This window comes from Serratia nematodiphila DZ0503SBS1 (assembly GCF_000738675.1).
In the GTDB taxonomy this organism is placed as follows: Bacteria; Pseudomonadota; Gammaproteobacteria; order Enterobacterales; family Enterobacteriaceae; genus Serratia; species Serratia nematodiphila.
Map to the genome: position 1 here is coordinate 3694856 of NZ_JPUX01000001.1, position 25179 is coordinate 3720034.

The 25179-nt window shown below is 55.6% G+C and carries 19 protein-coding genes; 14 read left to right on the top strand and 5 right to left on the bottom strand.

Features of this window, described 5'->3' with window-relative positions:
* The first annotated feature begins 112 nt into the window (after positions 1–112).
* The 5 genes from JL05_RS17025 to JL05_RS17045 all read left to right on the top strand — a co-directional run bounded on the left by JL05_RS17025 (position 113) and on the right by JL05_RS17045 (position 4915).
* Complete coding sequence (locus tag JL05_RS17025) at positions 113–1264, top strand: FAD-dependent monooxygenase (protein ID WP_033633118.1); 1152 nt, start codon at positions 113–115, stop codon at positions 1262–1264.
* Positions 1261–2055, top strand: a complete 795-nt coding sequence (locus tag JL05_RS17030; RefSeq protein ID WP_033633119.1) for an alpha/beta hydrolase — start codon at positions 1261–1263, stop codon at positions 2053–2055. The genes JL05_RS17025 and JL05_RS17030 overlap by 4 nt, the downstream gene beginning before the upstream one ends.
* 15 nt (positions 2056–2070) lie before the next feature.
* On the top strand, positions 2071–2823 hold the full coding sequence (locus tag JL05_RS17035) for a maleate cis-trans isomerase family protein (RefSeq protein WP_015377793.1): 753 nt from the start codon (positions 2071–2073) through the stop codon (positions 2821–2823).
* Positions 2824–2832: 9 nt separating this feature from the next.
* Positions 2833–3462: an N-carbamoylsarcosine amidohydrolase gene (locus JL05_RS17040; protein ID WP_033633120.1), complete on the top strand. Its 630-nt coding sequence runs from the start codon at positions 2833–2835 to the stop codon at positions 3460–3462.
* A gap of 142 nt (positions 3463–3604) precedes the next feature.
* The gene (locus JL05_RS17045) at positions 3605–4915 is read left to right on the top strand and encodes an MFS transporter (RefSeq protein ID WP_033633121.1); all 1311 of its coding nucleotides are present in this window, start codon (positions 3605–3607) and stop codon (positions 4913–4915) included.
* 36 nt (positions 4916–4951) lie between these two features.
* On the opposite strand, the gene JL05_RS17050 is transcribed toward JL05_RS17045, so the two are convergent.
* Both JL05_RS17050 and dcp read right to left on the bottom strand, forming a co-directional pair.
* Positions 4952–5575 carry a hypothetical protein gene (locus JL05_RS17050; protein ID WP_033633122.1) on the bottom strand — a complete coding sequence of 208 codons (624 nt, stop codon included), beginning with the start codon at positions 5573–5575 and terminating at the stop codon, positions 4952–4954.
* A gap of 90 nt (positions 5576–5665) precedes the next feature.
* Positions 5666–7867: a peptidyl-dipeptidase Dcp gene (gene dcp, locus JL05_RS17055; protein WP_033633123.1), complete on the bottom strand. Its 2202-nt coding sequence runs from the start codon at positions 7865–7867 to the stop codon at positions 5666–5668.
* A gap of 326 nt (positions 7868–8193) precedes the next feature.
* Between dcp and JL05_RS17060 the strand changes: the two genes are divergently transcribed.
* From JL05_RS17060 to JL05_RS24945, 9 genes are all read left to right on the top strand, one after another.
* Positions 8194–8457, top strand: coding sequence for a hypothetical protein (locus tag JL05_RS17060; protein ID WP_134942532.1), 264 nt, complete (start codon positions 8194–8196; stop codon positions 8455–8457).
* Positions 8454–8741 carry an E492 group microcin gene (locus tag JL05_RS25930; protein ID WP_135638172.1) on the top strand — a complete coding sequence of 96 codons (288 nt, stop codon included), beginning with the start codon at positions 8454–8456 and terminating at the stop codon, positions 8739–8741. The genes JL05_RS17060 and JL05_RS25930 overlap by 4 nt, the downstream gene beginning before the upstream one ends.
* Positions 8742–8821: 80 nt before the next feature.
* On the top strand, positions 8822–10348 hold the full coding sequence (locus JL05_RS24370) for an MchC protein (RefSeq protein WP_139182632.1): 1527 nt from the start codon (positions 8822–8824) through the stop codon (positions 10346–10348).
* 18 nt (positions 10349–10366) lie between these two features.
* The gene (locus JL05_RS24940) at positions 10367–10807 is read left to right on the top strand and encodes a toxin-activating lysine-acyltransferase (protein WP_072010105.1); all 441 of its coding nucleotides are present in this window, start codon (positions 10367–10369) and stop codon (positions 10805–10807) included.
* A 27-nt stretch (positions 10808–10834) separates the two neighbouring features.
* The gene (locus tag JL05_RS17070) at positions 10835–14641 is read left to right on the top strand and encodes an AMP-binding protein (protein ID WP_033633125.1); all 3807 of its coding nucleotides are present in this window, start codon (positions 10835–10837) and stop codon (positions 14639–14641) included.
* Complete coding sequence (locus JL05_RS17075) at positions 14641–18783, top strand: non-ribosomal peptide synthetase (protein WP_033633126.1); 4143 nt, start codon at positions 14641–14643, stop codon at positions 18781–18783. Before JL05_RS17070 ends, JL05_RS17075 begins: the two co-directional genes overlap by 1 nt.
* Positions 18784–19033: 250 nt before the next feature.
* Positions 19034–19294 carry a hypothetical protein gene (locus tag JL05_RS17080; protein ID WP_016927848.1) on the top strand — a complete coding sequence of 87 codons (261 nt, stop codon included), beginning with the start codon at positions 19034–19036 and terminating at the stop codon, positions 19292–19294.
* Positions 19295–19318: 24 nt separating this feature from the next.
* Positions 19319–19486, top strand: a complete 168-nt coding sequence (locus JL05_RS25420) for a hypothetical protein (RefSeq protein WP_156106908.1) — start codon at positions 19319–19321, stop codon at positions 19484–19486.
* 42 nt (positions 19487–19528) lie between these two features.
* A complete protein-coding gene (locus tag JL05_RS24945; protein ID WP_072010106.1) occupies positions 19529–19816 on the top strand; it encodes a hypothetical protein in 288 nt (95 codons plus the stop codon).
* A gap of 187 nt (positions 19817–20003) precedes the next feature.
* On the opposite strand, the gene JL05_RS17085 is transcribed toward JL05_RS24945, so the two are convergent.
* From JL05_RS17085 to guaD, 3 genes are all read right to left on the bottom strand, one after another.
* The gene (locus JL05_RS17085; protein ID WP_033633128.1) at positions 20004–22103 is read right to left on the bottom strand and encodes a peptidase domain-containing ABC transporter; all 2100 of its coding nucleotides are present in this window, start codon (positions 22101–22103) and stop codon (positions 20004–20006) included.
* Positions 22096–23382 carry an HlyD family secretion protein gene (locus tag JL05_RS17090; protein ID WP_033633129.1) on the bottom strand — a complete coding sequence of 429 codons (1287 nt, stop codon included), beginning with the start codon at positions 23380–23382 and terminating at the stop codon, positions 22096–22098. The genes JL05_RS17085 and JL05_RS17090 overlap by 8 nt, the downstream gene beginning before the upstream one ends.
* 438 nt (positions 23383–23820) lie before the next feature.
* Positions 23821–25143 carry a guanine deaminase gene (guaD, locus tag JL05_RS17095; protein WP_033633130.1) on the bottom strand — a complete coding sequence of 441 codons (1323 nt, stop codon included), beginning with the start codon at positions 25141–25143 and terminating at the stop codon, positions 23821–23823.
* Between the last annotated feature and the right edge of the window lie 36 nt (positions 25144–25179).

A 25179-nucleotide genomic window follows, 5' to 3' on the forward strand; every position in this document is an offset into this window, starting at 1 on the left:
AGATCTGATTTAACACTTTTGCAACTTTGCGTTATCTAGTGCATACACTATAAATCAATCGTCCAACCACGCGTTGGGCCTACGCTGAAAAAAGCCAACAGACAGGGGAAACATGATGAGCAAACAACCACGCATCGCCGTCGTCGGCGCCGGGCTGGGGGGCGCCGCCGCCGCCGGGCTGCTGCAAAAAGCCGGCTTTACCGTCGATCTGTATGAGCAGAGCCCGGCGTTCTCGCGCCTCGGCGCCGGCATTCACATGGGGCCGAACGTGCTGAAGATTTTCCGCCGTCTCGGTATTGAGCAACGGTTGGAGCAGATGGCGTCTCATCCCGATTTCTGGTTCAGCCGCGACGCCGAAAGCGGCGACTACCTGTCGCGCATCGAACTGGGCGCCTTCGCCCGCCAGGAGTACGGCGCCGCCTATGTGACGGTGCACCGCGGCGATTTGCAGGCGTTGCAGCTCTCCGCGCTGCAGCCCGGCACCCTGCACTTCGGCAAGTGCCTGAGCAAGATTGAAGATCGCGGTGACGAGGTGGTGCTGAACTTCGTCGATGGCACCTCGGCCCACGCTGATATCGTGATCGGCGCCGACGGCATCAACTCGCGCATCCGCGAGCATCTGCTGGGCGCCGAAGCGCCGACCTACAGCGGCTGGGTGGCCCACCGCGCGCTGATCCGCGGCGAGAAGCTGGCGAAATACAACCTGACGTTCGAAGACTGCGTGAAGTGGTGGTCGGCGGATCGCCATCTGATGGTCTACTACACCACCCAACGGCGCGACGAGTATTACTACGTCAGCGGCGTGCCGCACCCGGCCTGGGATTTCCAGGGCAGCTTCATCGACAGCAGCCGCGAAGAGATGTTCGAGACCTTCGCCGGCTACCATCCGATCGTGCAGGCGCTGATCGAATCCAGCGAACAGGTCACCAAATGGCCATTGCTGAACCGCAAACCGCTGCCGCTGTGGAGCGAAGGCCGTCTGGTGCTGCTCGGCGATGCCTGCCACCCGATGAAACCGCACATGGCGCAGGGCGCGGCGATGGCGATCGAAGACGCCGCCATGCTGACCCGCTGCCTGCAGGAAACCGGCCTCGGCGACTACCGTACCGCTTTCCAGCTGTATGAAGCCAACCGCAAGGAGCGCGCATCCAGGGTGCAGGCGGTGTCCAACGCCAACACCTTCCTGCGCACCCAGGAAGATCCGGCCTGGGTTTACGGCTATGACCTGTACGCGCAAGCGCTGAAATCGGAGAACGCCGCATGAGCACCTTCCTCTACGGCGCCCACGTTCACGCCAACAACATTCGCCAACACTATCTGCGCTACGGCGGCGACGGCCCAGCGCTGATCCTGGTGCCCGGCATCACCAGCCCGGCGATCACCTGGGGCTTCGTCGCCGAGCGGCTGGGGGAAAAATACGACGTCTACGTGCTCGACGTGCGCGGCCGCGGTTTGTCGTCCAGCGGCCCGGAACTGGCTTATGACGCAGAGACCTGCGCACAGGACGTCAACGCCTTCGCCGCCGCGCTGAACCTGGACAGTTACGCCCTGCTCGGCCATTCGATGGGCGCCCGCTTCGCCCTGCGCGCCGCCGTTTTGCGGCCCGCCGGCGTGCGGCGGCTGGTGCTGGTCGATCCGCCGGTTTCCGGCCCCGGCCGCCGCGCCTATCCCGGCCAATGGCCGTGGTACGCCGACTCCATCCGGCAGTCGCTGCCGGGCATGAGCGCCGAGCAGATGCGCGCCTTTTGCCCAACCTGGAGCGAAGAACAGCGCCAGCTGCGCGCCGAGTGGCTGCATACCTGCTACGAGCCGGCTATCCAACGCGCCTACGACGATTTTCATCAGGTGGACAGCCACCGCGACTACCCGCAGCTGACCATGCCGACGCTGCTGATGGCCGCGGGCAAAGGCGGCGTCATTCAGCCCGAAGACCGGGCGGAGATCCGCGCGCTGCAGCCGGAGATCGCCATCGTCGAGGTCGAGAACGCCGGACACATGATCCCGTGGGACGATTTCGACGGCTTCTTCCGCGCCCTGGGCGATTTTCTGGATTAACTGAGGAACACCGACATGAGCAACCACTACCGCATCGGCCAGATCGTGCCCAGCTCCAACACCACGATGGAAACCGAGATCCCGGCGATGCTGGGCGCGCGCCAGCTGATACGCCCGGAGCGTTTCACCTTTCACTCCAGCCGCATGCGCATGAAACACGTCAATAAAGAAGAATTGGCGGCGATGGACGCCGAGTCCGACCGCTGCGCGCTGGAGCTGTCCGACGCGCGGGTCGACGTGCTCGGCTACGCCTGCCTGGTGGCCATCATGGCGATGGGGCTGGGCTACCACCGCGAATCGCAGGCCCGGCTGGCACAGGTGACGAAAGACAATCAGGCCGCCGCGCCGGTTATCAGCAGCGCGGGCGCGCTGGTCAACGGCCTGAAGGTGATCGGCGCCAAACGCATCGCGCTGGTGGCGCCCTACATGAAACCGCTGACCCAGCTGGTGGTGGACTACATCCAGCACGAAGGCATCGAGGTCAAGGTATGGCGCGCGCTGGAGATCCCGGACAACCTCGAAGTCGGCCGGCACGATCCGGCCAGGCTGCCGGGGATCGTCGCCGAGATGGATTTACGCGAGGTCGATGCTATCGTGCTGTCCGCCTGCGTGCAGATGCCTTCGCTGCCGGCCGTCCCGACGGTGGAGGCCCAAACCGGCAAACCGGTGATCACCGCCGCCATCGCCACCACTTACGCGATGCTGACCGCGCTGGAGCTGGAGCCGATCGTCCCCGGCGCCGGCGCCCTGCTGTCCGGCGCCTATTGAGGAGGCAGAATGAACGACACCCTCAGCGACAACTATCGCGGCGTCTGGGGCCAGCGCATCGGCTTCGGCCGGCGCCCGGCGCTGCTGGCGATCGACTTTATGCAGGCCTACACCACCGAAGGCGCGCCGCTGTTCGCGCCGGGCGTAGTAAGCGCAGTCGAGGAAAGCCGCGAGCTGCTGGCCTGCGCGCGCCGAACGGGAATTCCGGTGATCCACACCCATATCCGCTATCATGCAGGCCATTTTGCCGATGGCGGCCTGTGGGTCAAGAAAGCGCCGGTGATGAAGGACATGGTGGAAGGCAACCCGCTGGCGGCGTTCTGCCCGCCGGTGGCGCCGCTGGGCGATGAGGTGGTGCTGCGCAAGCAATACGCCAGCGCCTTCTTCGGCACCGCGCTGGCGCCGCTGCTGGTGGCGCAAGGGATCGACACGCTGCTGATGATCGGCTGCTCCACCAGCGGCTGCATCCGCGCCAGCGCGGTGGACGCGGTGCAGCACGGCTTTCGCGCCATGGTGGTGCGCGAGTGCGTCGGCGATCGTCACCCCGGCCCGCACGAAGCCAACCTGTTCGACATCGACAGCAAGTACGGCGACGTGGTGCACAAACGGGAGGCGCTCGACTATCTGAACCGGTTATGAATCAACGATTCACCTGCAACGACAATAACGAAGGCGCAGACAGCGCCTCAGGCGACCGCCCGAAACAGGGCGGCGTCCATGCAACGCAAACACAACAGGCGCCTCCTGCGGAGGCCAACACGCACCACCTGGAGACAACATCATGGCCATTGTCGACACCCCGCTGGCGGGGAAAGCGGACGCAGAATCGCTGCTGCTGTACCGCAAAATCACCTGGAAACTGATCCCGTTTCTTTGCCTGTGTTATCTGGCGGCCTACCTCGATCGCATCAACGTCGGGCTGGCCAAGCTGCAGATGGCCGACGCGCTGCAGCTGAGCGAAGCGGCCTTCGGCCTGGGCGCCGGGCTGTTCTTCGTCGGCTATATTCTGTTCGAGGTGCCGAGCAACCTGATCCTGCAGCGCGTCGGCGCCAAGATGTGGATCGCCCGCATCATGATCACCTGGGGGCTGCTGTCCACCGCCACCATGTTCGTCACCACGCCGACGCAGTTCTACGTCATCCGCTTTCTGCTCGGCGTGGCGGAGGCCGGTTTCCTGCCCGGCGTGCTCTTTTACCTGACGCTGTGGTTCCCGACCTATCGCCGCGGCCGCATCATCGCGCTGTTCATGATCGGCCTGCCGCTCTCCAGCGTGATCGGCGGGCCGCTCTCCGGCTGGATCATGGGCCATTTCGACATGCGCCACGGGCTGCAAGGCTGGCAGTGGCTGTTTTTGCTGGAGGGCATTCCCAGCGTGCTGTTGGGCGTGCTGACCTTCTGGCTGTTGCCTAACACTTATCAGCAGGCCAAGTGGCTGACGCCCGAGGAAAAACAGCGCATCGCCGACGATTTGGCGCGTGACGACGCCGAGGCCGATCACGGCAAGCACAGCTTCCGCGACGGCTTCTTCAACCTGAAAGTGTGGATGCTCGGCGGCATCGACTTCGCCATTCTGCTCAGCGCCTACGCCATGGGCTTTTGGATGCCGACCTTCATCAAAACCGCCGGCGTCACCGACATCACCACCATCGGCTACCTGACGGCGATCCCCAGCGTCGCCGCCCTGCTCGGCATGCTGCTGATCGGCAGCAGTTCGGACCGGCAGCGCGAACGGCGCTGGCACATCATCGTGCCGTTTATCGTCGGCGCGTTGGCGATGGCCGGCAGCACCTTCTTCACCCACAACGCGCTGGCCACGGTGCTGCTGTTCTCCATCGCCCAGGCGGCGATCATCGGCGCGGTGCCGGTGTTCTTCAGCCTGCCGGCCACCTTCCTGCGCGGTACGGCGGCGGCGACCGGCTTCGCGCTGGCCTGTTCGCTGGCCAACATCGCCGGGCTGGTGAGCAATTCGCTGATGGGGCTGGCGCTGGATCTGACCGGCAAGAGCGGCGGCGCGCTCTGGGCCTTCGCCGGCTGCCTGCTGCTCAGCTCGCTGCTGGTGGTGGCCCTGCCGGCCAAGGTGGTGAACCGCTGAATTAATGATGGGGGCGCAATATTTTGCGCCCCGACATTACCGCCCAGAATCTGAATAATAGGCGTCTATGTGTTCTTGAGCTTTCTTTCTAAGCCCGCAAGATGGGGGGAATGCAGCGATTGATATCAAAAGAAATACCCCCCAGAGAACAAAAAGCACGAATCCAAAAAGAGGATCGCTTCTGAGGTTAACAAAGGAAGCTATCAAGAAAGAAAACGAAAACAGCATCATCCAGAATGCATCTTTATATCTTCTTTTTATTTTCCCCTCATCAACAAAGACCTTCCCACTCTTCAACGATATGAAAAAATTAAATTTACTGAAGTACTTGGGGCCCAGTAACTCATGGGAGCTCATGATGATTTTAATCATTTCATTCTGTATATGTGAATTACTGATTCCAATGATTTTTTTAATTGACGTGCGCTTTATTTCAAAATCAACAATCTCCGCATACTCTTTTTCCGCAATACCGTTTTTCTTCTCAGCAACCAGCCTTTTACGATAGCGATCTGACATCAAACCAAAGAGTTTTATTGAGGAAATATCACGAAAAAGCCATCTAAAAATAAGAAAGATGGCGCCTAATGCCATGACATTTAAAGTCCCATTTTGGAACGTTGATAAAATCCAATTTCCAATTTTCAGTAGCTCCTGCATATCCATATTCCTTTCATGTTTCAATCAAGATCGCCAAGTAAAAAAGGCGCAATCTCCTGCGCCTTTTACTCTGCATGAACACTCTCGCAGTTACTCGTCCTTCAGCCCGCGGTTGATCAGCATCGGCTCAATGCTCGGCTCTTTGCCGCGCCAGTCGATGTACAGCTTCTCCAGATCCTGGCTGTTGCCGCGCGACAGGATCATGTCGCGGAAGCGCTGGCCGTTTTCGGCGGTCAGGCCCCCGTGTTCGGTGAACCACTGGAAGGCGTCGTCCGCCAGCATTTCCGTCCACAGATAGGCGTAGTAGCCTGCGGCGTAGCCGTTACCCCAGATGTGCTGGAAGTAGCTGGAACGGTAGCGCGGCGGCACATAGCTGAGATCCACCTTGTCTTTTTGCAGCGACTCGGCCTCGAACTTGTCCACATCCTGCTGCGGCTGATCGGCGGTCAGCATATGCCAGTGCATATCCAGCAGCGCGGCGGACAGCAGCTCGGTCATGCTGTAGCCCTTGTTGAACTTGTCGGCCTTCTTGATCTTGTCGACCAGTTCCTGCGGCATCGCCTCGCCGGTCTGGTAGTGCTTGGCGAAGTGGCTGAACACTTTCGGATCGCTGACCCAGTGCTCGTTGAACTGCGACGGGAATTCGACGAAGTCGCGCGCGGTGTTCGTGCCCGACAGGCTCGGGTATTCCTGATCGGCGAACATGCCGTGCAGCGCATGGCCGAACTCGTGGAACATGGTGATCACGTCGTCATACGACAGCAGCGCCGGCTGCCCCGGCGCCGGTTTGGTGAAGTTGGCGACGTTGTAGATCACCGGCTTGGTGCCGTTGAGCTTCGACTGATCGACGAAGTTGCTCATCCAGGCGCCGCCGCCCTTGTTGTCACGCTTGAAGTAATCGGTATAGAACAGCGCCAGCGATTTGCCGTCCTTGTCGAACACTTCATACACCTTGACGTCCGGCTGATAGACCGGGATGTCCTTGCGCTCTTTGAAGCTGATGCCGTACAGCAGGTTGGCGGCGTAGAACACGCCGTTGTTCAGCACGTTGTTCAGCTCGAAGTAAGGTTTGATCTGCGATTCGTCCAGATCGTACTTGGCCTTGCGTACCTGTTCGGCGTAGAACTGCCAGTCCCAGGCCTGCACCTTGAAGTCGCCTTTCTGCTGATCGATCACCGCCTGTATGTCTTTGGCTTCACGCTCGGCGCGCGCGGTGGCCGCCGGCACGATGTTGCGCATAAAGCTCAGCGCGGCATCCGGCGTCTTGGCCATCTGGTTCTGCAGCTTCCAGGCGGCGTAGTTCGGGTAGCCCAGCAGTTTGGCCTGCTCGGCGCGCACCTTGGCCAGACGCGAAATGGTCTGACGGGTATCGTTGCTGTCGCCCTTCTCCGCACGCGTCCAGGAGGCGTCGAACAGCGCTTTGCGGGTGTCGCGATCTTTCAGGCTCTGCAGCAGCGGCTGTTGCGTGGTGTTCTGCAGCACCAACAGCCACTGTTTCTCCAGCTTGCGTTCGGCGGCCGCCTGCGCTGCCGCAGCCAGCTCACCTTCGGACAGACCGTCCAGCTTCGCCTGGTCGGTTATCGCCAGCGCGCCGTTTTTGCTCGCCGCCAGCAGTTTGTTGGTGAACTGGGTGCTCAGCGTCGCCGCTTCCTGGTTCAGCGCCTTCAGCTTGGCCTTGTCGGCGTCCGACAGGTTGGCGCCCGCCAGCTCGAAGTTCTTGTAGGTCACTTCCACCAGCCGGCGCGATTCCGGATCCAGCTTCAGCGCATCGCGATCCTGATAAATGGCCTTGATGCGCGCGAACAATTTGCCGTTGAGCATGATGTCGTCGTTTAACGCCGCCAGCTTCGGTGAGGTCTCTTCATCCAGCTTCTGCAGCGCGTCGCTGGTGTTGGCCGAGGTCATGGCGCCGAACACATTCATCACCCGCGTCAGCAGCGAACCGGCCTGCTCCAGCGCCACGAAGGTATTTTTAAAGTTGGGCTTGGCCGGGTTGTTGGCGATCTTCTCCACCTCTTCCCGCTTTTGCTTGATGCCCGCTGCGATCGCCGGCGCGTAGTCGCTCTCCTTGATCAGGTTGAACGGCGGCGCCTGGAACGGCAGACGGCTTTGATAGAAGAACGGATTTTGAGTCTTTTGCTTGTCGTGCTGATTGGCTTCACCGGTCACGGTAGCCTCCTTCGCCTGGCCGCTGGGCAGCGCGCTATGGTCGGCGTGAGGTTGGGTTTCTGCTGCCTGTGCCTGCGAGCCCAGCGCCATGCCGATCGCCAGCACCAATGTGGATAAACGCATCAAATCGAAACTCCTCCATGTTCACGGAATAAGGTCTCGGGGAATGGCTCCCTCTGAGTCATCACCTAGCTTAGGCGCAGTTGGCAGTTTGAGCAAAAACAAGTGATTAGAAGTTAGCCGCCTCGCCAACCATGACCAAAACCGCTGTGACGTCGCTGCTTCCCATCATCGACACATAGTAACCAAAAGAAATGATTCTATGATTAATTAATTCAGTTACATGATAAACAAAGAAGAATCATAAAATACCCTGTTGACTTATCAGGTTACCCAATGTAACTTGATGTAAATTTTGATTAATGGAGCTAATCAAATTGGATCTTATAATGGAAATAGTTCTTATTGTCATTTTCATCCTCATTATCAGTGTGGTCTATAAAAACGCCAAGAAGAAAGGCTTGCGCACATACCACATCGTCATGCTGTTCTTGATATTTCCCCTTGCCGTATTTTTAGACTACTGCCTGCAGCGCCAAGCGATCCTTTTGGATACGGCCGCCCTGAAAACCACGGCAAGTTATGGTTTGCCGATGGCGATTATTTTTTCGTTTGTTTTATCTATCACCTCTCGCAAGAAGGAATTTAAATGAGAGCCTTAACGGAAGCTGAATTGTCGTGTATTTACGGATCCGATGGCAACGATTCTTATAATCCGACGTCACTCATTGTCGGTAGCCTGAGCACAATAGCGAAATTACCCACCCCTGTATCATTAGCCGTTGGCGTGGGCACGGAAATCGCTATTCAGGCCGCACCGCACATGCCGGTTAACGTTGCTATTCCACAGGTTCCTATGGGCCCAACCTGGAATGGCAGTGGCGGTGGTCGCCCTTCACCTTCTTTGTCACTTTCAACACCGGACTCTTCAAATTAAAAAATCGCAACCCTATTCCCCTTTGTAAAACAAGGCCGAAATTTAACTTACTCTGCACCAATAAAAATAACGATTAAAAAATGAAAAACCTTGCCATGCTTCACGAAAGTTTGATTCCTTTCGTCGCAAAAAAGACAGGCTCTCAATTACTCTGGCACAATGCATTAAGCCCTGCCGAGCAGGACGAACTGAAAATAGAGGCCAGCTATCTCATCGAAGAAAATAATCGCCATGCTATTTTTGATGAGGGCACGCCGCTCTTAAACGATGAAAAAGTCTTTTTCGCCGAACGTTATGGCGGCGGCGCTATTTCGCGCAACGGCGGTGGCGCACGCTGTGGCTTTGATGGGCGATGGCAGATTAAAGGCATCGGGGCCAATGCGTTAGTCGGTCAAGGGGCCAAACATGTCGATGGCGAGTTGACAATGACCGGTGCAGTATTGGAGGCATTATGGGGAAACGTCATGGCCAAACTGCTGCCTTATGGCGCCGTGCCCAATAAGGCAATCTTGCTGACCGACAGCCCCATTGCCACCCTCTATTCTGCATCGGCAGGAGGCCCCCATAACCGCAAGGCGTTGCTGGTGCGCGAGCCCGTCGTTCGCCCTGCACATTTTTGCCGCGCGCCTTACTATCATCCTCATGATGCGATGCAAAGGCAACCTTCGGATATTGAGCGGACCGAAAAACTCATTGTCGCCGCACCTTCTTTTCTGCCTCGTCCCTCTGAGTTTGACGCTGCACACTGGTTGGCATTGCCCCAGGAAGAACGCGCATTCTACGGGCTCTGCGAGCTTGCCCGGCGTCTTGCGACGCAGATCGCTTACTGCCGTACCCGCCATTTGGTAATGATGACCTCCCCCTCCAATTGCGATATGGCTGGCAGGCTGTTGGACTTTCATGGTGTTCGCAGTGTTTTTCCCGCAGAACGTCGCGATCCCGGACGCAGCTACATTCAACACAACAAACTCAACGAAGACGCCCCTTTGTTGCTGAGAGGCGTGCAAGATCTCGCTTTTTATTTAGCCAAGCATCAATTCGGCCCGGTATTTCTCGCGGCAGCGCACCAAGGCATCGGCGCCGCCTTTAATATGGCCTACAATCGGGCCTGCCTGCTGGATAATCTCGGTATGGCGGGTTTTGACCCTGCATTCTTACAACGCCTGCCCCTCACCGCCGAGTGGTTCGCCTTAGGCGAACGCTTGCAAAAAATGTTCGATTTGGCTCCCGGCGTCTTTACCCGTCGACAAGGCCTGGGCCAGGGAAATGCGCATCCGGCGATTGCCCTGTTGCACCGGCTCATCGACACGGCCGTAAAGGTCCCCACCGAACAACAGGGTGCGACCGCGGAGGAGAGATTTTCTCTGGCATTCCATCGGTTATGCGCGAAGTACCTTCAGGAAACATCAGCAGGCCAAACCGCCGCCGGATTACAGCAGGCGATGAAGCAGACAGTCACCAGAAGGTTGGGCTCCCGCACGTTCATGCGCCGTGAAGTGATTTTTCAAGACATTACCAGCTGGCGCGGCGAAGTCAGCGAGATCACCGAACAATTGCAAACCTATCTGGATCGTTTCGAGCGCCAGGCGATCAACGTATTACAATAATAACGCTGAGGATATTTCGTGAGTTTTATCAAAGAAAGCCACCTGGGTAAAAGTAAGTTCAGTCAATACGAGAGCCTGGGTTTCGCCGTTAGCTGTATGTTGATGAATAAAAATTACAGCTTATACCATATAAAAACGTTGCAGCTATGGACTCAGGAAGCGATTAATCAAAATCAATTTAAAATATTATTCGATCATTTGGATAATCCATTGGGGTATATAACCTGGGCCTACCTTCGAGATGAGACGCTGGGCCGACTTATTAACGATCCGCAGTTTCTTCTCCATAACTCAGAGTGGGATGAAGGCGGCACGCTGTGTATTTTAGATTTTTGCTGCAAGCCAGGCAGCGCCCATTTATGTTTGGAACATCTTAAAACAGCTCACCCAGTCGCAGAACGTCGCACGGTTGTATGGCGCTCCCGCCGAACGGGAAAGCTGATGACGGCAAAAAGATAAAGAAAAATAACTATCAGGGATGAGGCGATGAGCAAGCATCAATTATTGGATTCACAAGTTGGATTTTACTATGGCACCAAGATCGGCGATGACAAATCGGGCTATAACATCGCGGAATATGTCGAAATAAATCACACTCTCGATATCGCAAGAATGAAACGCGCCATTCATCGTGTCATCAGCCAAACGCCGACGCTGCACGTTTTGTTTGATGAAGATAACGGCACGCCTTATCAATATCCCGTCACCGCCAACATCTCAGTAGAATGGGTGGATCTTTCGCAGCAGGCCGACGGTATGGCCTCCGCTATCGAATTAATGGAAGCGGATGCTGAGCGCCCCTTCTCGTTGAACGCTGCGCCGTTATTCAGACAAAAAATCATCAGGCTGGGTGAGAAACGCTTTCTGTGGTATTTCTGCAGCCACCACCTGCTGCTTGATGGTTACGGCACTTATTTGCTGATCCATCAAGTAGCGCAGGCCTACCGAGATCAGACGCAGCATCCGCAAGGCGCCCCCACGATCGATGCTTTGCTCATGGCTGAATCTGAGTATAAACAGTCAACGACCTATCAAGCTGATAGGGATTTTTGGCAAGCGATCTGCACCTCACTGCCAGATCCGATAACGTTAGCCTGCACCAATATTCCCTCGGGACAGACAATCCGCCATGTGACGTCGTTACCCTGTCCTGCCGAACGCCTTGCACTGCAAACCGGGCACCCTTCTTGGCTGGCGCGCACTTTTGTAGCGGTGATGGCGTATTTGTACTTATGTACCGGCAAGAAGCAGCAAACGATCGGCGTACCAATGATGGCGCGAACAGACGCCCTGACGAGGCAGGCGCTGACTTGCAAGACCAACGTGGTTCCTTTGACTCTCGATATTGAGGACACCGCCTCATGCCGACAGTTGGCGCAAACCATTGAACACATACTCAAGCACCTCAAGAAACATCAGGCGTTTCGTTACGAAGAGATAAAAAGTCTGAGGAGCGTCGCCAGTCGCTCGCCGTTGTTCAACATCGTGGTCAATATCATTCCATTTGAAGCGGCAGCCTCATTTGCTCCCGCGCAGCGCAGCGAAATCCGTAATTTACGCTCAGGAGGCGCGCAGGATCTGGTCTTCAATATGCGCCCCGATCTCGATAACCAAACGCTTAGGCTGGAGATCGATGCCGATTCAGGGCTTTACGATACGGCCAGCCTGGTGCGGCACTGCCGGGGGATACAAACCTTGTGCGCCTTGCTGTACGACGATCCGGAAAATCTTTCCGTCGCGGCATTGCGACAACATTTCTCGCTCTCGCTGCTGGGTAAAACCGCCAACGACAACGTGGTCGATATAATGCAACGTATCGAACGTGCCGCTATTCAAGCGCCGCAACGCGCGGCGATCCTCACGCCTGCACACGCTTCGTCACCGCTCAGAACACTGTCTTATGCCGTCCTGCAGCAACAGTGGCATGCACTGGCCGATGCCCTGACCCCTGCTCGCGCCGCGCACACCGTGCTGTTGCTCGACTTGCCGCAAGGGCCGGAAGCCATCATCTGCATGCTTGCTGCGCTGCAATTGAAAATGCCGTTCGTCAACCTGAATGCCAAAGGGGATGGAGCGTCTCATCATCAGCTGCTTGAACAGTTTAGCGACGCTATCCTGATTACCGATCGCACTCTGCCCTCCTTTCATTCCGAACCTGACGCATTGGCGCATTGGCACGCATCGACACTCGATATGCCGACGGATTTCGCGCGCTTCACCGTGTTTCGCCGACAAACATCGACCGAGGCGCCAGCGTTCCCGGCCGGAACCGGCTATCTCATGTTTACCTCCGGCTCGACAGGAATGCCTAAAGGCGTGATAGGAGCCCGACATGCTCTCAACGTTTTTGTCGATGCGGCGATAAAATGCTATGGCATTCAACCGCACGAACGCGTGTTGCAATTTGCGCCCTTGCATTTCGATGCCTGCATTGAAGAAATTTTCATGACGCTGGGTGCCGGCGCCCACCTGTGTATCGCCCCCGAGACCGTCAAGCATAACTTTGCCGCGTTATTCACATTCTGCGCCGACCATCAAATCAGCCTGTTGGATCTGCCGACCGCCTACTTTAATGAGATGCTGTTCGCCTCCGGCGGTGAACAGACACTGCCGCCGACCGTCACTACCGTCATCATCGGCGGTGAAAACCTTTCACCGCGTGCCAAAGAACGCTGGTTCGCGCGCTATCCCAAAGGCATAAAGTTATTCAACTCTTATGGCCCAACCGAGACAACCGTGGTGGCGACGGCCGCGGAGATCAAAAACGATGGCGCCGCGGTGACGATAGGCACACCGCTGGACGGTATATACACGGCAATCGTCGGCGAGGATCTCAGGCTGTTGCCGCTCGGCTGCAGTGGCGAATTACTGATCGTCGGGGCTACCGTCGGCCTGGGCTATTTGCATCAGCCAACGCTGAGCGCGGAAAAGTTCGTCACCTTTGAGGTCAACGGCCATCTCATGCCCGCCTTTCGCACCGGCGATATCGCCTGCCAGCTTCAAGATGGGCAGTTGGTGTTCCTTGGGCGCAAAATACGTGAAGCGAAAATCGCCGGGCAGCGCGTCAATATGGGTGAAATAGAAAGTTGTCTGGCCCGGTTGCCCTCAATTATCGAGATTGCCGTGCTGGCCAAAAGCGGCGATGCGGGAACGGAACTTTACGCGCATTATCACAGCCGGCAGCCACTCAGTGAGGCAATGCGCCGCACACTGTATGGCGCATTGCCCAATGCTCATATTCCTCAGCGCTTCGTGCATCATCTAACGCCGCTGGCCAAACTGGCTAACGGCAAGATTGATTATCACACCCTGGAAAGGCAATCCCGGATGCCCGAACCCACACGGGAATTACGTTCGACGACCTTCAACACCCTGGTGCATGAGGTTTGGCTGGCGACGCTGGGCAGTGACGATGGCGACTTCTTCACGCTCGGCGGCGACTCCCTTCAGGCTATAAAAATCATTAACGCGCTTAACGCACACTGCCAGTTGGATCTGAACCTGAGCGACATTTTTGAACATCCAAGACTTGCCGATTTTTGCCGACACCTAACGCAATTGGCCCATGCACGCTACGGCCTGGATCAGCAGCATCTGGACATCCGTTGCGCTATCGGCCGCTGTCTATCAACCGAGGCGCCGACCAGCAACCGGCTGTTTATTCAATCTCCCGAAGGCGCAGATGAACGGCTTTTGTTAGCCGCCCTCGCTGACAAGCACGGTGTGGACATTCTGTCGCCGCAGGCGCTGCCGTTGCATGCTGATTGGCCGCTGAACGCGATCATATTCAACGTACCGAACGAAGCCACGCAATATGCACCTTGGCTCGACGCGCTTTCGGCCCTGCTGCATTCCCTGCCGGACCGAGTTAACTACATGATATTTATGCATGATACGGTAGGCGGCGCCAATCTCACGCAAGGCCTGTTGCACGATTTTCGGCATGAGCGGCTGCTGTTGCTGCATAAAGTCAATTCGCGCCAGCAAGCCGTCGACGCCGGCGTTACTGAGTTGATAACCCTTTCTGCACGGCTTGGCTATTTCCCGCACATCCGGTTCGATACGGCCAATGAGCGATTGAACGGTTGCGTACTGAAGATCTTCGGTTTCGAAGATGGTGACAACATCGATCATCGCGCCGCCTTCACAATGGCGCAGCGGAGAAACCCGGGAGTGCAGTTGTGTAGCTTGTCACATTGGCTGAATCTGATTTCCGCCCACAGCGACAAACGCCCGAATAAAAGCGGTCGAACAGGGAAAGCTATCAACGTCAACATGGAAGGAGTGCACTGATGAGCGTCATCGGCCTGATCAATCTGATGGAACTGGCGAAACAGGGAGCAACATTCGGCGAGCTGTCGCCTCGCCGCCAAACCATCGAGCATGTCGACGCCGCCGTACTCCGTACGGTGCAGGAAGACATCATCGCCTTTTTATCTGTCTGCGCGCCAGATAATTCAGAGCGACACACCGGGGAGAAGCCGTGTTACACCGTCAATCACTACGCGGGGCAATACCTGTGGCTGTATGAAAACTTCACCAAGAACAGCCCGCTGTATAACATTCCAATCGCCAAAGAGATTCTGGGGGACTTTGAACCCGCGCGTTTGCTCGCTGCGCTGAAAAAACTGCTCAAGCGACACGGCGCGCTTTGCGGTCGCTACCGGCTCGACGGTGAAACCATCACCGTTGACATTGCGCATCCTGATGAAACCATTTTCGAACACTGCCTCGAGGACATCAGCGGTCTGAATAGTGAAGAGCAGCAAGAAAGTATACTGGCGGCGCTTAACGCCCAGTGTACGATGCCGTTTGACCTCGGTGCTGAGTATCCCCTGCGCTGCCGAATCTTGAGAAAGAGCGCGCAGCACCACTATCTCTTCTTGACCTTTCACCATTGCGTGGTCGACGGCTGGACGGCCAATTTGCTGGTGGATGAACTGAGCCGTGATTATCAAGCGCACGAAGCGCATTGCCATTATGACAACGGTCAGGCTTTTTTCCGGTTTCTTGAGGATCCTTTCCTCGCCGTCGCCAATGTCGATGACAGCCTGGCATTTTGGCGCGATGAACTGGATGGTGCGCCGGAAAAACACGCGCTTGAATACGATATCGCCATCACGGAGGCAGGCAAAACGCAGAATATCGTCAGAACATCGCTGGCGGACGAACTGCAGCCAGTGCTGACTCAGTTAGCCAAACATAACGGTACGACGCTGTTTACGCTGTTGCACTCCGCCTTCGCCTTACTGATTGCCAGAGCATCGGCGACGGATCGCGTGGTCATCGGCAGCCCGATCGCCAACAGGAACGAGCCGACGTTAAACAGCGCCGTGGGCAGCTTCGTCAACACGGTCGCTCACCAATTTCGCGTCACTGGCGACGACAGTTTCACCACGCTGCTGCAGAAGAACGCGAATAAATTTGCGCGCGCCTTCAAACATCAGGGGTTGCCCTTCTCTTACCTGGTTGAACAACTCAAGCCCACGCGCGGCAAGTTCCACCCCATTTTTCAAATCATGTTCGTCTGCCAACATCGCAAAAGCAACGAACTGAATGTTGGCCGTGCACAGGTTAACACCCTGCCGAGACGCTATGCGCCGCCCAAGTTTGATTTGGTGCTGGAAGTGATTTCCGGCGCAGAGGGCATTCTGTTGGAGTGGCAATACAACGCCAAGCTGTTTACGCCGGAGCGCATTAACGGATTGGCGCAAGCTTACGCATTGCTGTTGCAGCAAATTGCCTGTGATCCTTCGCGGGCCGTCGACCACTATTCGCTGGCGCCAATGGCCGATAACCGGCAATTGCGACAGCTCTCCGTCGGGCAGGCGATGCCAGCATGCTTGCGGCAACCTCTTTCTGATCGGCTGTTACGCGCTGCCCACCAGCATACGGATCGCCCGGCGTTGTTCGAGGGCGACCAGGTGTGGCATTACGATCGGCTATTGCACCACGCCGGCCTCGTGGCGCATTGGCTGATAGCCCATACCGCCCCAGGCGCACTCATCGCCATCGATCTTCCACGCGGCGCTCATCAAGCTATTGCGGCGCTCGGCGTGATCCTCGCCGGACGCGCCTACTTGCCGTTGGCCGAAGGATTGCCGGATGCCCGCGTAGCGGCCATTATGCGAATATCGGGTTGCGCCTGGGTTTTGAGCAACCTGGCTCACCATCGCGCCCGCTATCCGCAGACAACCCGCGTTCAGGATCTGGAGGCGCTGTTTTCCCGCCATGTCACAGGCACAGCGCCCTTCCCGCCAGGCGAAGCAGAAGCGCTCGCGTATGTTATTTATACGTCGGGGACGACCGGCACGCCAAAAGGCGTGGCTATGGAACACGGCGCCGTCACCAACACCCTACTGACCATGAACCGACTGTTTAACGTCTCTCATCGTGACAACGTATTGGCTCTCGCCGACCTGGCCTTCGATTTATCGGTCTATGACCTGTTCGGCAGTTGGCTAGCCGGCGCATCGGTAACGGTGTTATCGCCGCACCACGCTAAAGAGCCGTCAGCATGGCTACATGCGATACGCCAGCGGCAAATCAGCATCTGGAACTCGGTTCCCGCCATCTTGCAAATGCTGGTGCAATATTGTGCACAAGAAAACATCCTGTCGCTGCCTCAACTGCGGCATATTTGGCTGAGCGGCGATCGTATCTCTCCGCGGCTGATCGCCCAGGCACATCAGCTTTGCCCCAACGCCACCATCACCAGTCTTGGTGGTGCCACCGAAGGGGCAATATGGTCAATTTATCATCCAGTTACACGGGATACGCACTACAGAAACGCCATCCCCTATGGAACCGCATTGCCGAATCAGAGCATGTGGGTGTTGAATGAAAAACTTGAGCCGTGCGGTTTCGGCGTTACCGGCGACATTTATATCGGCGGCGTTGGCGTTGCCCGCGAGTATTGGCGGGATAGGCAAACCACCGCCGGCAGCTTTGTTCTTTTCCCAACTACCGGTGAACGCGTGTACCGCACCGGCGATCGCGGCCGTTGGCACCGCAGCGGTTATATCGAGTTTCTCGGCCGCGAAGACCAACAGGTGAAACTGCAAGGTTTTCGCGTCGAATTGGGTGACGTCGAATTCGCACTCAAAAGCAGCAAACTGGTCGCTGAAGCATGTGTCCTCTGTCGCGATGAAACCGGGAACGGCACACCGTATCTGGAAGCCTATATCACATTGACCGAGGCGGGAAAAGCCAGCGTCCAGGCGGAGCGAAGAATACGCGAAGAGGTTACGGCCGTATTGCCCGCGTATATGGCGCCATCCCGATATCATCTCATTGAACGTTTCCCGCTTTCACGCAACGGCAAATTGGATCGCACCTTGCTATCGCCAGGAACCGAGCGGAGTCAGGCCAGCGATGCGGCTGCGCCAGCCGCATCCGCGGAGCTCATGCTGCTACGAGAGCTGTTGGCGGATACGTTAGGCTGTACTCCAGACAAGATCGACCCACATGCCAGTTTCTTCAGCAATGGCGGCAGCTCGCTTTCCGGCATCACGTTTTTGGGCAACATCAAGCGCGCCCTTAATGTGGAATTAACCCTGGCGGAAATCCTTGGCTACTCACAGCTCGATAAACTTGCCGAGCGTCTGCGCGATAGCGCACCCCTGCCGTTATCGATGCTGTCCGGCGCAGCCGATCGCTCCTCCCTGCCCACCTTGTATTTGGTGCATGGTGCCGGTGGTCAGGTGCATCAATATGCAAAGTGGACAAAACAGCTTTGCGCCTGCGCCAACATCATCACCATCGCCAGTCCGGGATTGGCCGCGCCAGGTGCAGACGACACACTCACCCTGCAGCGATTGGCCGCCTCTCATTTGGCGGCCATACCGCGTGCCAAACGCGACACTGCCGTTATCGCCGGCTGGTCATTGGGCGGCCAATTAGCTGTCCATATAGCGGCGCAGGCGACGGAACAAGGCGCGCCTTTTGCGCATGTGGTGGTTGTCGACAGCGGTTTGCCCGCCCGGCAACCCTCAGTGAATCGACGTTTCAGCGTGGCGCAAAGTTACCTCAGTCTGTTCGACTCTCTCGGTATTGCGCGACATTTGTGTCGGCATCAAGCAACGAATGCGATAGACAGCTTCGCCAACGAGATAAAAATGCACTATGCGCTGAATCAGAGCGTGCTTGCGGAGAAGATCACGCTGGAACATGCCGAAGCCTTTTGTTGGGCGCTGAAAAAATCGTTTGAACTGACGAATAACGCCGGTCCTTTGCCGCAGATAGCGATACCGCTTACGCTTTGGCTCAGCCAGCAACGTCAGCGTAAACAGCCCAATCTTGCACAACGCTGGGAGAGGCAATCCTCACATGGCGTTCAACTCACCTATTGTGCAGAAACGCATTACAGCATTTTAAACAACGCTCAACTTCTTGAAGCGCTAACGCGGCTGCTCCGCTCGTTGTCAACATCATGATATTAATGCGAGAAAATTCCCATATCCCATCAAATCTATCGAGGCACTGATGAAATTACCCAGCAGTTGGATTTTTTTGTTCTGTTTTTACTATACATTCATGGACATTTTTTATTCGTTATTTTTTACCGAAGACAGGAGGTTTACCAGCACAATCATTCAATCCTTTATCTTTTCAACCTTGCTAGTGGCATTTTTCTGGTATCGGAAAACTGCAAAAAACAAACACCAATAATATAAGGAAGTAGTTATGAGAGAGCTTACAATTAATGAAGTTAACTTTATCGCGGCCGCTGGGGATTTCAGCTATGCGGAATTGGGCGGGGCCGTCGCTGCCGGCGCGGTTGGTGGCGCGATGACCGGCGCCATGGCCGGCGGTGTCGGTGCCGGCCCAGGCGCTGTTGCCGGTGCCGTTATCGGTGGTGCCGCCTATACCGCTGGCAAAATGGTGGAATCCATGTTAGGTGGCAATAAACAAACATCGACGAATAATCCTGCCGACAGTAACTAATGTCGGAAGATTCGTGTTTATCATATGAAAAAGTTACTCATTATCTTGTTCGCCATTTTAATTGGGCTTATTGCTGGCACGATTGCGGATTATTTCACCCTCAATCGTTTCTTGAAATACGCTCTTATCGCCTTTGCCGTTATCGTCACGCATAAATTGCTCAATAGCGATCGCGGGCAACGCACGGCATGATGAATGTGGCTTATTTTAAAATTTAATGATTAAGGAAAAAATATGCGCAATCTTACCTCTGAAGAATGTTCAATCATTTCCGGTGCAGGAGATCGCAGCGGTACATTGACGGTTTCCGCAGAAACTGTCGGCGCAGCGATCGGCGGTGGCATCGGTTCTATCGGCGGCGTCGCAGGCGGCGTTGTCGGCACCATTGTCGGCGGTGCTGTCGGGAACTATGTCACCGGCGATCGCGCTCCCGGCTCTATTGGCCCATCAGGCATTCCCTGGGGCGGGAGTAACGGCGGCGGTACCATGTGGGGAAACAACAACAATACCGATTCGAACTGATCGAGGCTCTGCAAGTCTCGCGGCTGACCTCAGCGGTTAACGCTGGCTTCAGCGTCTAAACATCACTTCATGCCAGGGTTATCATTGTGATAACCCTTTTTGTCATGGGCTCACACCACAGGGTGAGCTGCGCGTTTGGCGTAGCGAAAATGTCGAGGTGAAAAAGACAGGTAAAGCGACGCTGGCGTTATCCGAGCCGAATGACTCTATCCGCAGAGGCAATCGTCGATGGACGGTGTGCAATAATCACGCGGGTAATGTTCAGTTGTGAAATAGCGCGGTTAATATGTGTTTCATTATCGAGATCCAGGTGGCTGGTCGCTTCGTCCATAAACAGAATGCTGGGGCGACGATAGAGCGCGCGGGCTATCAATAAACGCTGTTTCTGCCCGCCAGAAAGGCTTCCCCCCAACTCGCCGATCAATGTTTCGTAGCCCATCGGCATGTTTTGAATATCATCATGCATATTGCAACGCTGTGCGCACGCCTCAATACGTTTCAGATCCATTTCGGCGTCAAATCCTGAAATATTTTCAGCGATAGATCCCGCCAGCAGCTTGTCATCCTGCAGCACGCAAGCGATACATTGGCGATAATTATTTACGCCAATGTTGCTGATATCCATACCGTCGACCAACACGGCCCCTTCATCTGGAGACAGCAGCCCACACATTAACTTCATCAACGTGGTTTTACCCACGCCGGAGGGACCGACAATCGCCACGCTTTCTCCCGCCGCAATGCTGAGATTCAAATCCGCGATAATGGGTTTCGCCAAACGATCATACTGGTAGCGCAAATTCCGCACCTGAAGCTCTGCGGCGTTGCCTTTTGTGAACAGCTGACGCGCGGGCATTTGCGGTTCCGGTGACGACAGCACAATGTCAGCCACCCTTTCATTATGCAAACTTAGCATTCGCAGCTGAAGCATCATGTCAATCAGGCTGCTGGCACGCTCCGAGAACTGACCACGGTAGGCGTTAAACGCGATAAACATCCCGATCGTCATTTGATTGTCTATGACCAATGCCGCGCCGAGCCAAAGGATGATCACCTGATCACAGGTGGCAATAAACGCCCCCAACCCGCCAAACATCATGTTTAACTTGGTCAGCTTGATACCGGCATTGATCGTTTCTACGTTTAGATTCAGCCAATACTGCGAACGGGTTTCAGATAACCCCAACGCCTTTAACGTACTGACGCTATATAACGTCTCCATGAAATGCGACCCTGCCCGCGCGCCCTTCACCAACTGCTCTTCCGACAGCTGCCGATAATGTTGATAAGTCGACAGCCTGAGAATGACGTATATCGCCGTAAAGCCGAGCACCACCCAAACTAACCAGCCGCCATAGAGCAACATCATGATAAATACCCCTACAGACATGATGCCATCAATAATGCTGCTGACGATGCTGGTAGTGAAAGTCGCTCTTATCGTATCCAATGAGCCGAAACGGGATTGAATATCACCCAACTTGCGCTTCTCAAAGAAGGAAAGCGGCAATTTCATCAGATGATCAAACACGCCAGCCTTCCATTGCACGTCTATCAACGCGCCCATGACGATAGAGATCCACGAGCGCAACATGGAAACGCCGGTGCGGAATAAAATAAAGAACAGCAATCCTATACATATCAGCGCCAAAAGATCATGATCGCCGGCCAAAATCACATGATCCATGACCAACTGCGTACCGACGGGCAACAGCAGATTAACCGCTTCAATTACGATCGACAGGCAGAAGATCTTTAGCAAGGCCCCCTTGAGGCCGCGCACATTGCTCATCAGCTTGCGAAAACGCAATCTGCTTTGCTGTTTGATCGGCTGAAATTCACTGTCTGGCCATAGCTCAAGCGCTACGCCAGTAAAATGCCGCGACAGTTCATGCAACCCCAGCACTTTACGGCCAAAAGCAGGATCATGGATCACCGCCCGCCCTCGGCTGACACTGACAAGCACCACGAAATGCTTCATGTCCCAATGCAGAATACAGGGCATTTTCAACGCTTTAAGCTCATCGATATTCAACGATAACGCTCTGGATTGCAGTTTCAGTGCGCTCGCGATGTCAATCAATGCGGACAGCGTTGCCCCGCGTGAAGAAAAGCCGTAGCGGCTGCGCAGATTAAACAGATCGATTTGCAAACCATGGTAATGGCATACCATCGCTAAACTGGCCAGCCCGCATTCCGAGGCTTCAGTTTGCAGGATCTGCGGCACTTTGCGGCGCAGCGACAAATTGAGTTTGCCCTTTAGCGCGTCTAAATACGATTCAGTCATTGATTGGCCCCATCAGGCTGTTTTTCATATCGTAGAAAGGTGAGAACATCCATTGATATAAAGGTCTTTTTTCCAAAAACAGCGTGGATTGGGCCCGCATGCCGTTAGTGAGCTGCAACGCTTTGCCCTGGTAACTGATATGCGTTTCATCCAGGGAAACGGTCACCTTGTAAAAAGATGCCGTTTGCACGCTGGGCTGATGCACGGGAGAACTGCTGTAAGTTGACATTTCTTGAATGGAGGCCGGTACATAAGCAATGCTTTCTATCCTGCCGGGAAACTGGCCGAACTTCTCATAAGGGAAAGCGTCATAGCGAATGTTAATGCCGTCCCCTGCTGAAACATAGGGCACACTGGTGTTCGGCAACCATAAAACTAGCTGATAAATCGCGCCATTACGTGGAATAATCTGTACCAAGCTGTCACCGCTATTGACCATCTGACCCGGCGTAACGCTGAGAGACTCAATACGGCCATCGCTCGGGGCGTTCACGATCAATGCGCCGCTGGCATCGGCTTCCGCTAACTGCCGTTGCAAATCATTGCGCTGAAACTCGTACTGCGAAATTTGGTTATCGAAATCCGCCGCGCGCGTAACGATGTCACTTTCCAAATTCGTAATTTGCAGTGATTCCTGAATATGTTGACTATGCAGGTTTTGAAACAGGCTTTGTTGTTGATAAAACGAATAGGTTTGTCCGCTAAGCTGATCTTTGGTAATCAGACCGCGCTGTTGATATTCCTTATAGGAACGCATGTTGTCCTGAGCAAATGCCACCCCTTCCCGCGCGTTATCCAACAGCTGTTTGGACTGCATGTGCGCCAATTCATACTGTTTTTTTTGCGCGCGTAGATTTTCCAGCGTCATGCGCTTGTTGTCTTGCAACTTAAGAATGATGCTGTCGACGTGTTTTAACTGGTTTTCAAGCGCCAGGCGCGTATTGGCGCTCACTTTCCCGTTATCCGTCACTCGGCTGACATCAATCTGATAAAGACGCTGGCCTTTTTTAACCGCATCCCCCACTTCGACGAAGCGTTCCGAGATAAAACCCTGTTGGGGCGCAAACACGTTGACTGAGCGGGGGAAGGTGGTGATTTCACCATAAACATTAATGCGGCGTGTATAATGACTGAATATAAGAAAAGAGAGGAAAACAAGAATAAATAAAAACGATAAAAGACCAAAACACCAGGCGGGCAAGCCGTTTATCAATAAGGCCTTACCCGCCCATTTCGCCCGCTGATGATCCGTGGCTTCCTGTCGAAACAAATCACGCATGAAATCCCTTTCCAGAAATAAAATTCGCGCCAGCCTTGGCTCGTAAAATGCAGAAGCATATCGAAAAAGCAGCAACAGAGATTAAAACAGGCCTGTTGTTTTTAATTAGCGATATCGTAAGGATAATTATTCTCATTATGATATCGGGCGTCCCGAAGAAATGCAATGTTTTTTACGCACTTATCCAGCCACATAGCCGTATATCACTATGCATATCGATAAAAAACCAATAAAGAGCCTCCTAATCAAATAACCCTATTTATTCTACCTCCCATCATGTGCAATAAATAATCATGCGCTACCCTTGATTGTCTATTTTTCATCCACAAGGCGTGCAGCAATAACGTTATCAAGGCTTTCACTTCCTTATCATTGAAATTGCCGCCACGCGGTGTCGGCGTATTCCGACATGCCTTTGCGCCAACGCCGCGAATGAAATCAGTCTGACCTCACCGCCTCATAAACCACCTTGCCGTCCACATAGGTGCGATAAATATTGCGATCGTCCCCCAGGGTCATCAGCACGAAGCCTTGTTCCGCCGACGTGGCGCTGTTGGCATGACGCAACTGCTGCAGCGGCGTGACCGCCGGATCGAGCACCACGAAATCCGCCTCTTTACCGACGTTGAAGTTGCCGATTTTGTCGTCCAGCGCCAGCGCGCGGGCGCCGCCCAGGGTGGCGTGGTAGAACGCTTCTACGGCGGAGAGCCGGTAATGCTGCAGCTGGCCGACCTTGTACGCCTCGCCTAACGTGCGCAGCATATTGAAGGTGGTGCCGGCCCCCACGTCGGTGCCGATACCGAGCTTCACCCGCTTGTGCCAGGCCTGCTGCAGGTCAAACAGCCCGCTGCCGAGAAACAGGTTGGAGGTGGGACAAAAGGCGATCGCCGAGCGGGTATCGCACAGGCAGTCCCACTCCTGCTCCTCCAGGTGCAGGCAGTGGGCGAACACGCTTTTATCGCCGGTCATGCCGTAGCGGTGGTAAACATCCAGATAGCTGCGGTGCTGCGGAAACAGCGCTTTTACCCAGGCCACTTCCTGCGGGTTCTCGCTCAGGTGCGTCTGCAGCCAAACGTCGGGATACTCTTCGCGCAGCCGCTGCACCTGCGCCAGCAGCGCCGGCGTACTGGTAGGCGCAAAGCGCGGCGTAATGGCGTAACCGAGGCGGCCTTTGCCGTGCCAGCGTTCAATCAGCTCACGCGTCTGGCGATAACTCTGCGCCGGCGTTTCCAGCAGCGCCTCCGGCGCATGGCGATCCATCATCACCTTGCCGGCGATCAGGCGCATGTTCAGCGCTGCCGCCTGGCTGAACAGCGCATCGACCGACTGTGGATGCACGGTGCCGAACACCAGCGCGGTGGTGGTGCCGTTACTCAGCAACTGCTGCAGAAAGAAGGCCGACATCGCCTCGGTGTGCTGCTCACAGTCATAACGGCTTTCGGTCGGGAAGGTGTAATTGTTTAACCAGTCCAGCAGCTGGTCGCCATAGGCGCCAATCATTTCGGTTTGCGGGTAGTGGATGTGGGTATCGATAAATCCCGGCACGATCAGCTTGTCGCGATATTCCGTGACCGTGAAGCCCGGCGGCAGCAGCGCCTCGCCCTGCTGCCAGCTGCCGAACCAGACGATGACGCCGTCGTTCAGCAGCAGCAAACCGTCGGGAACATGCCGCAGGCGTTCCTCAAGCTGTTGCGGCGCCTCCACACAGGCTGCGATATCAAAAAAATTGCCACGAATAGCCGTGGTGAATTGCAGTGCCATTATTTTCTTCCTTGTGACGACCGGCCAAGCTCACCC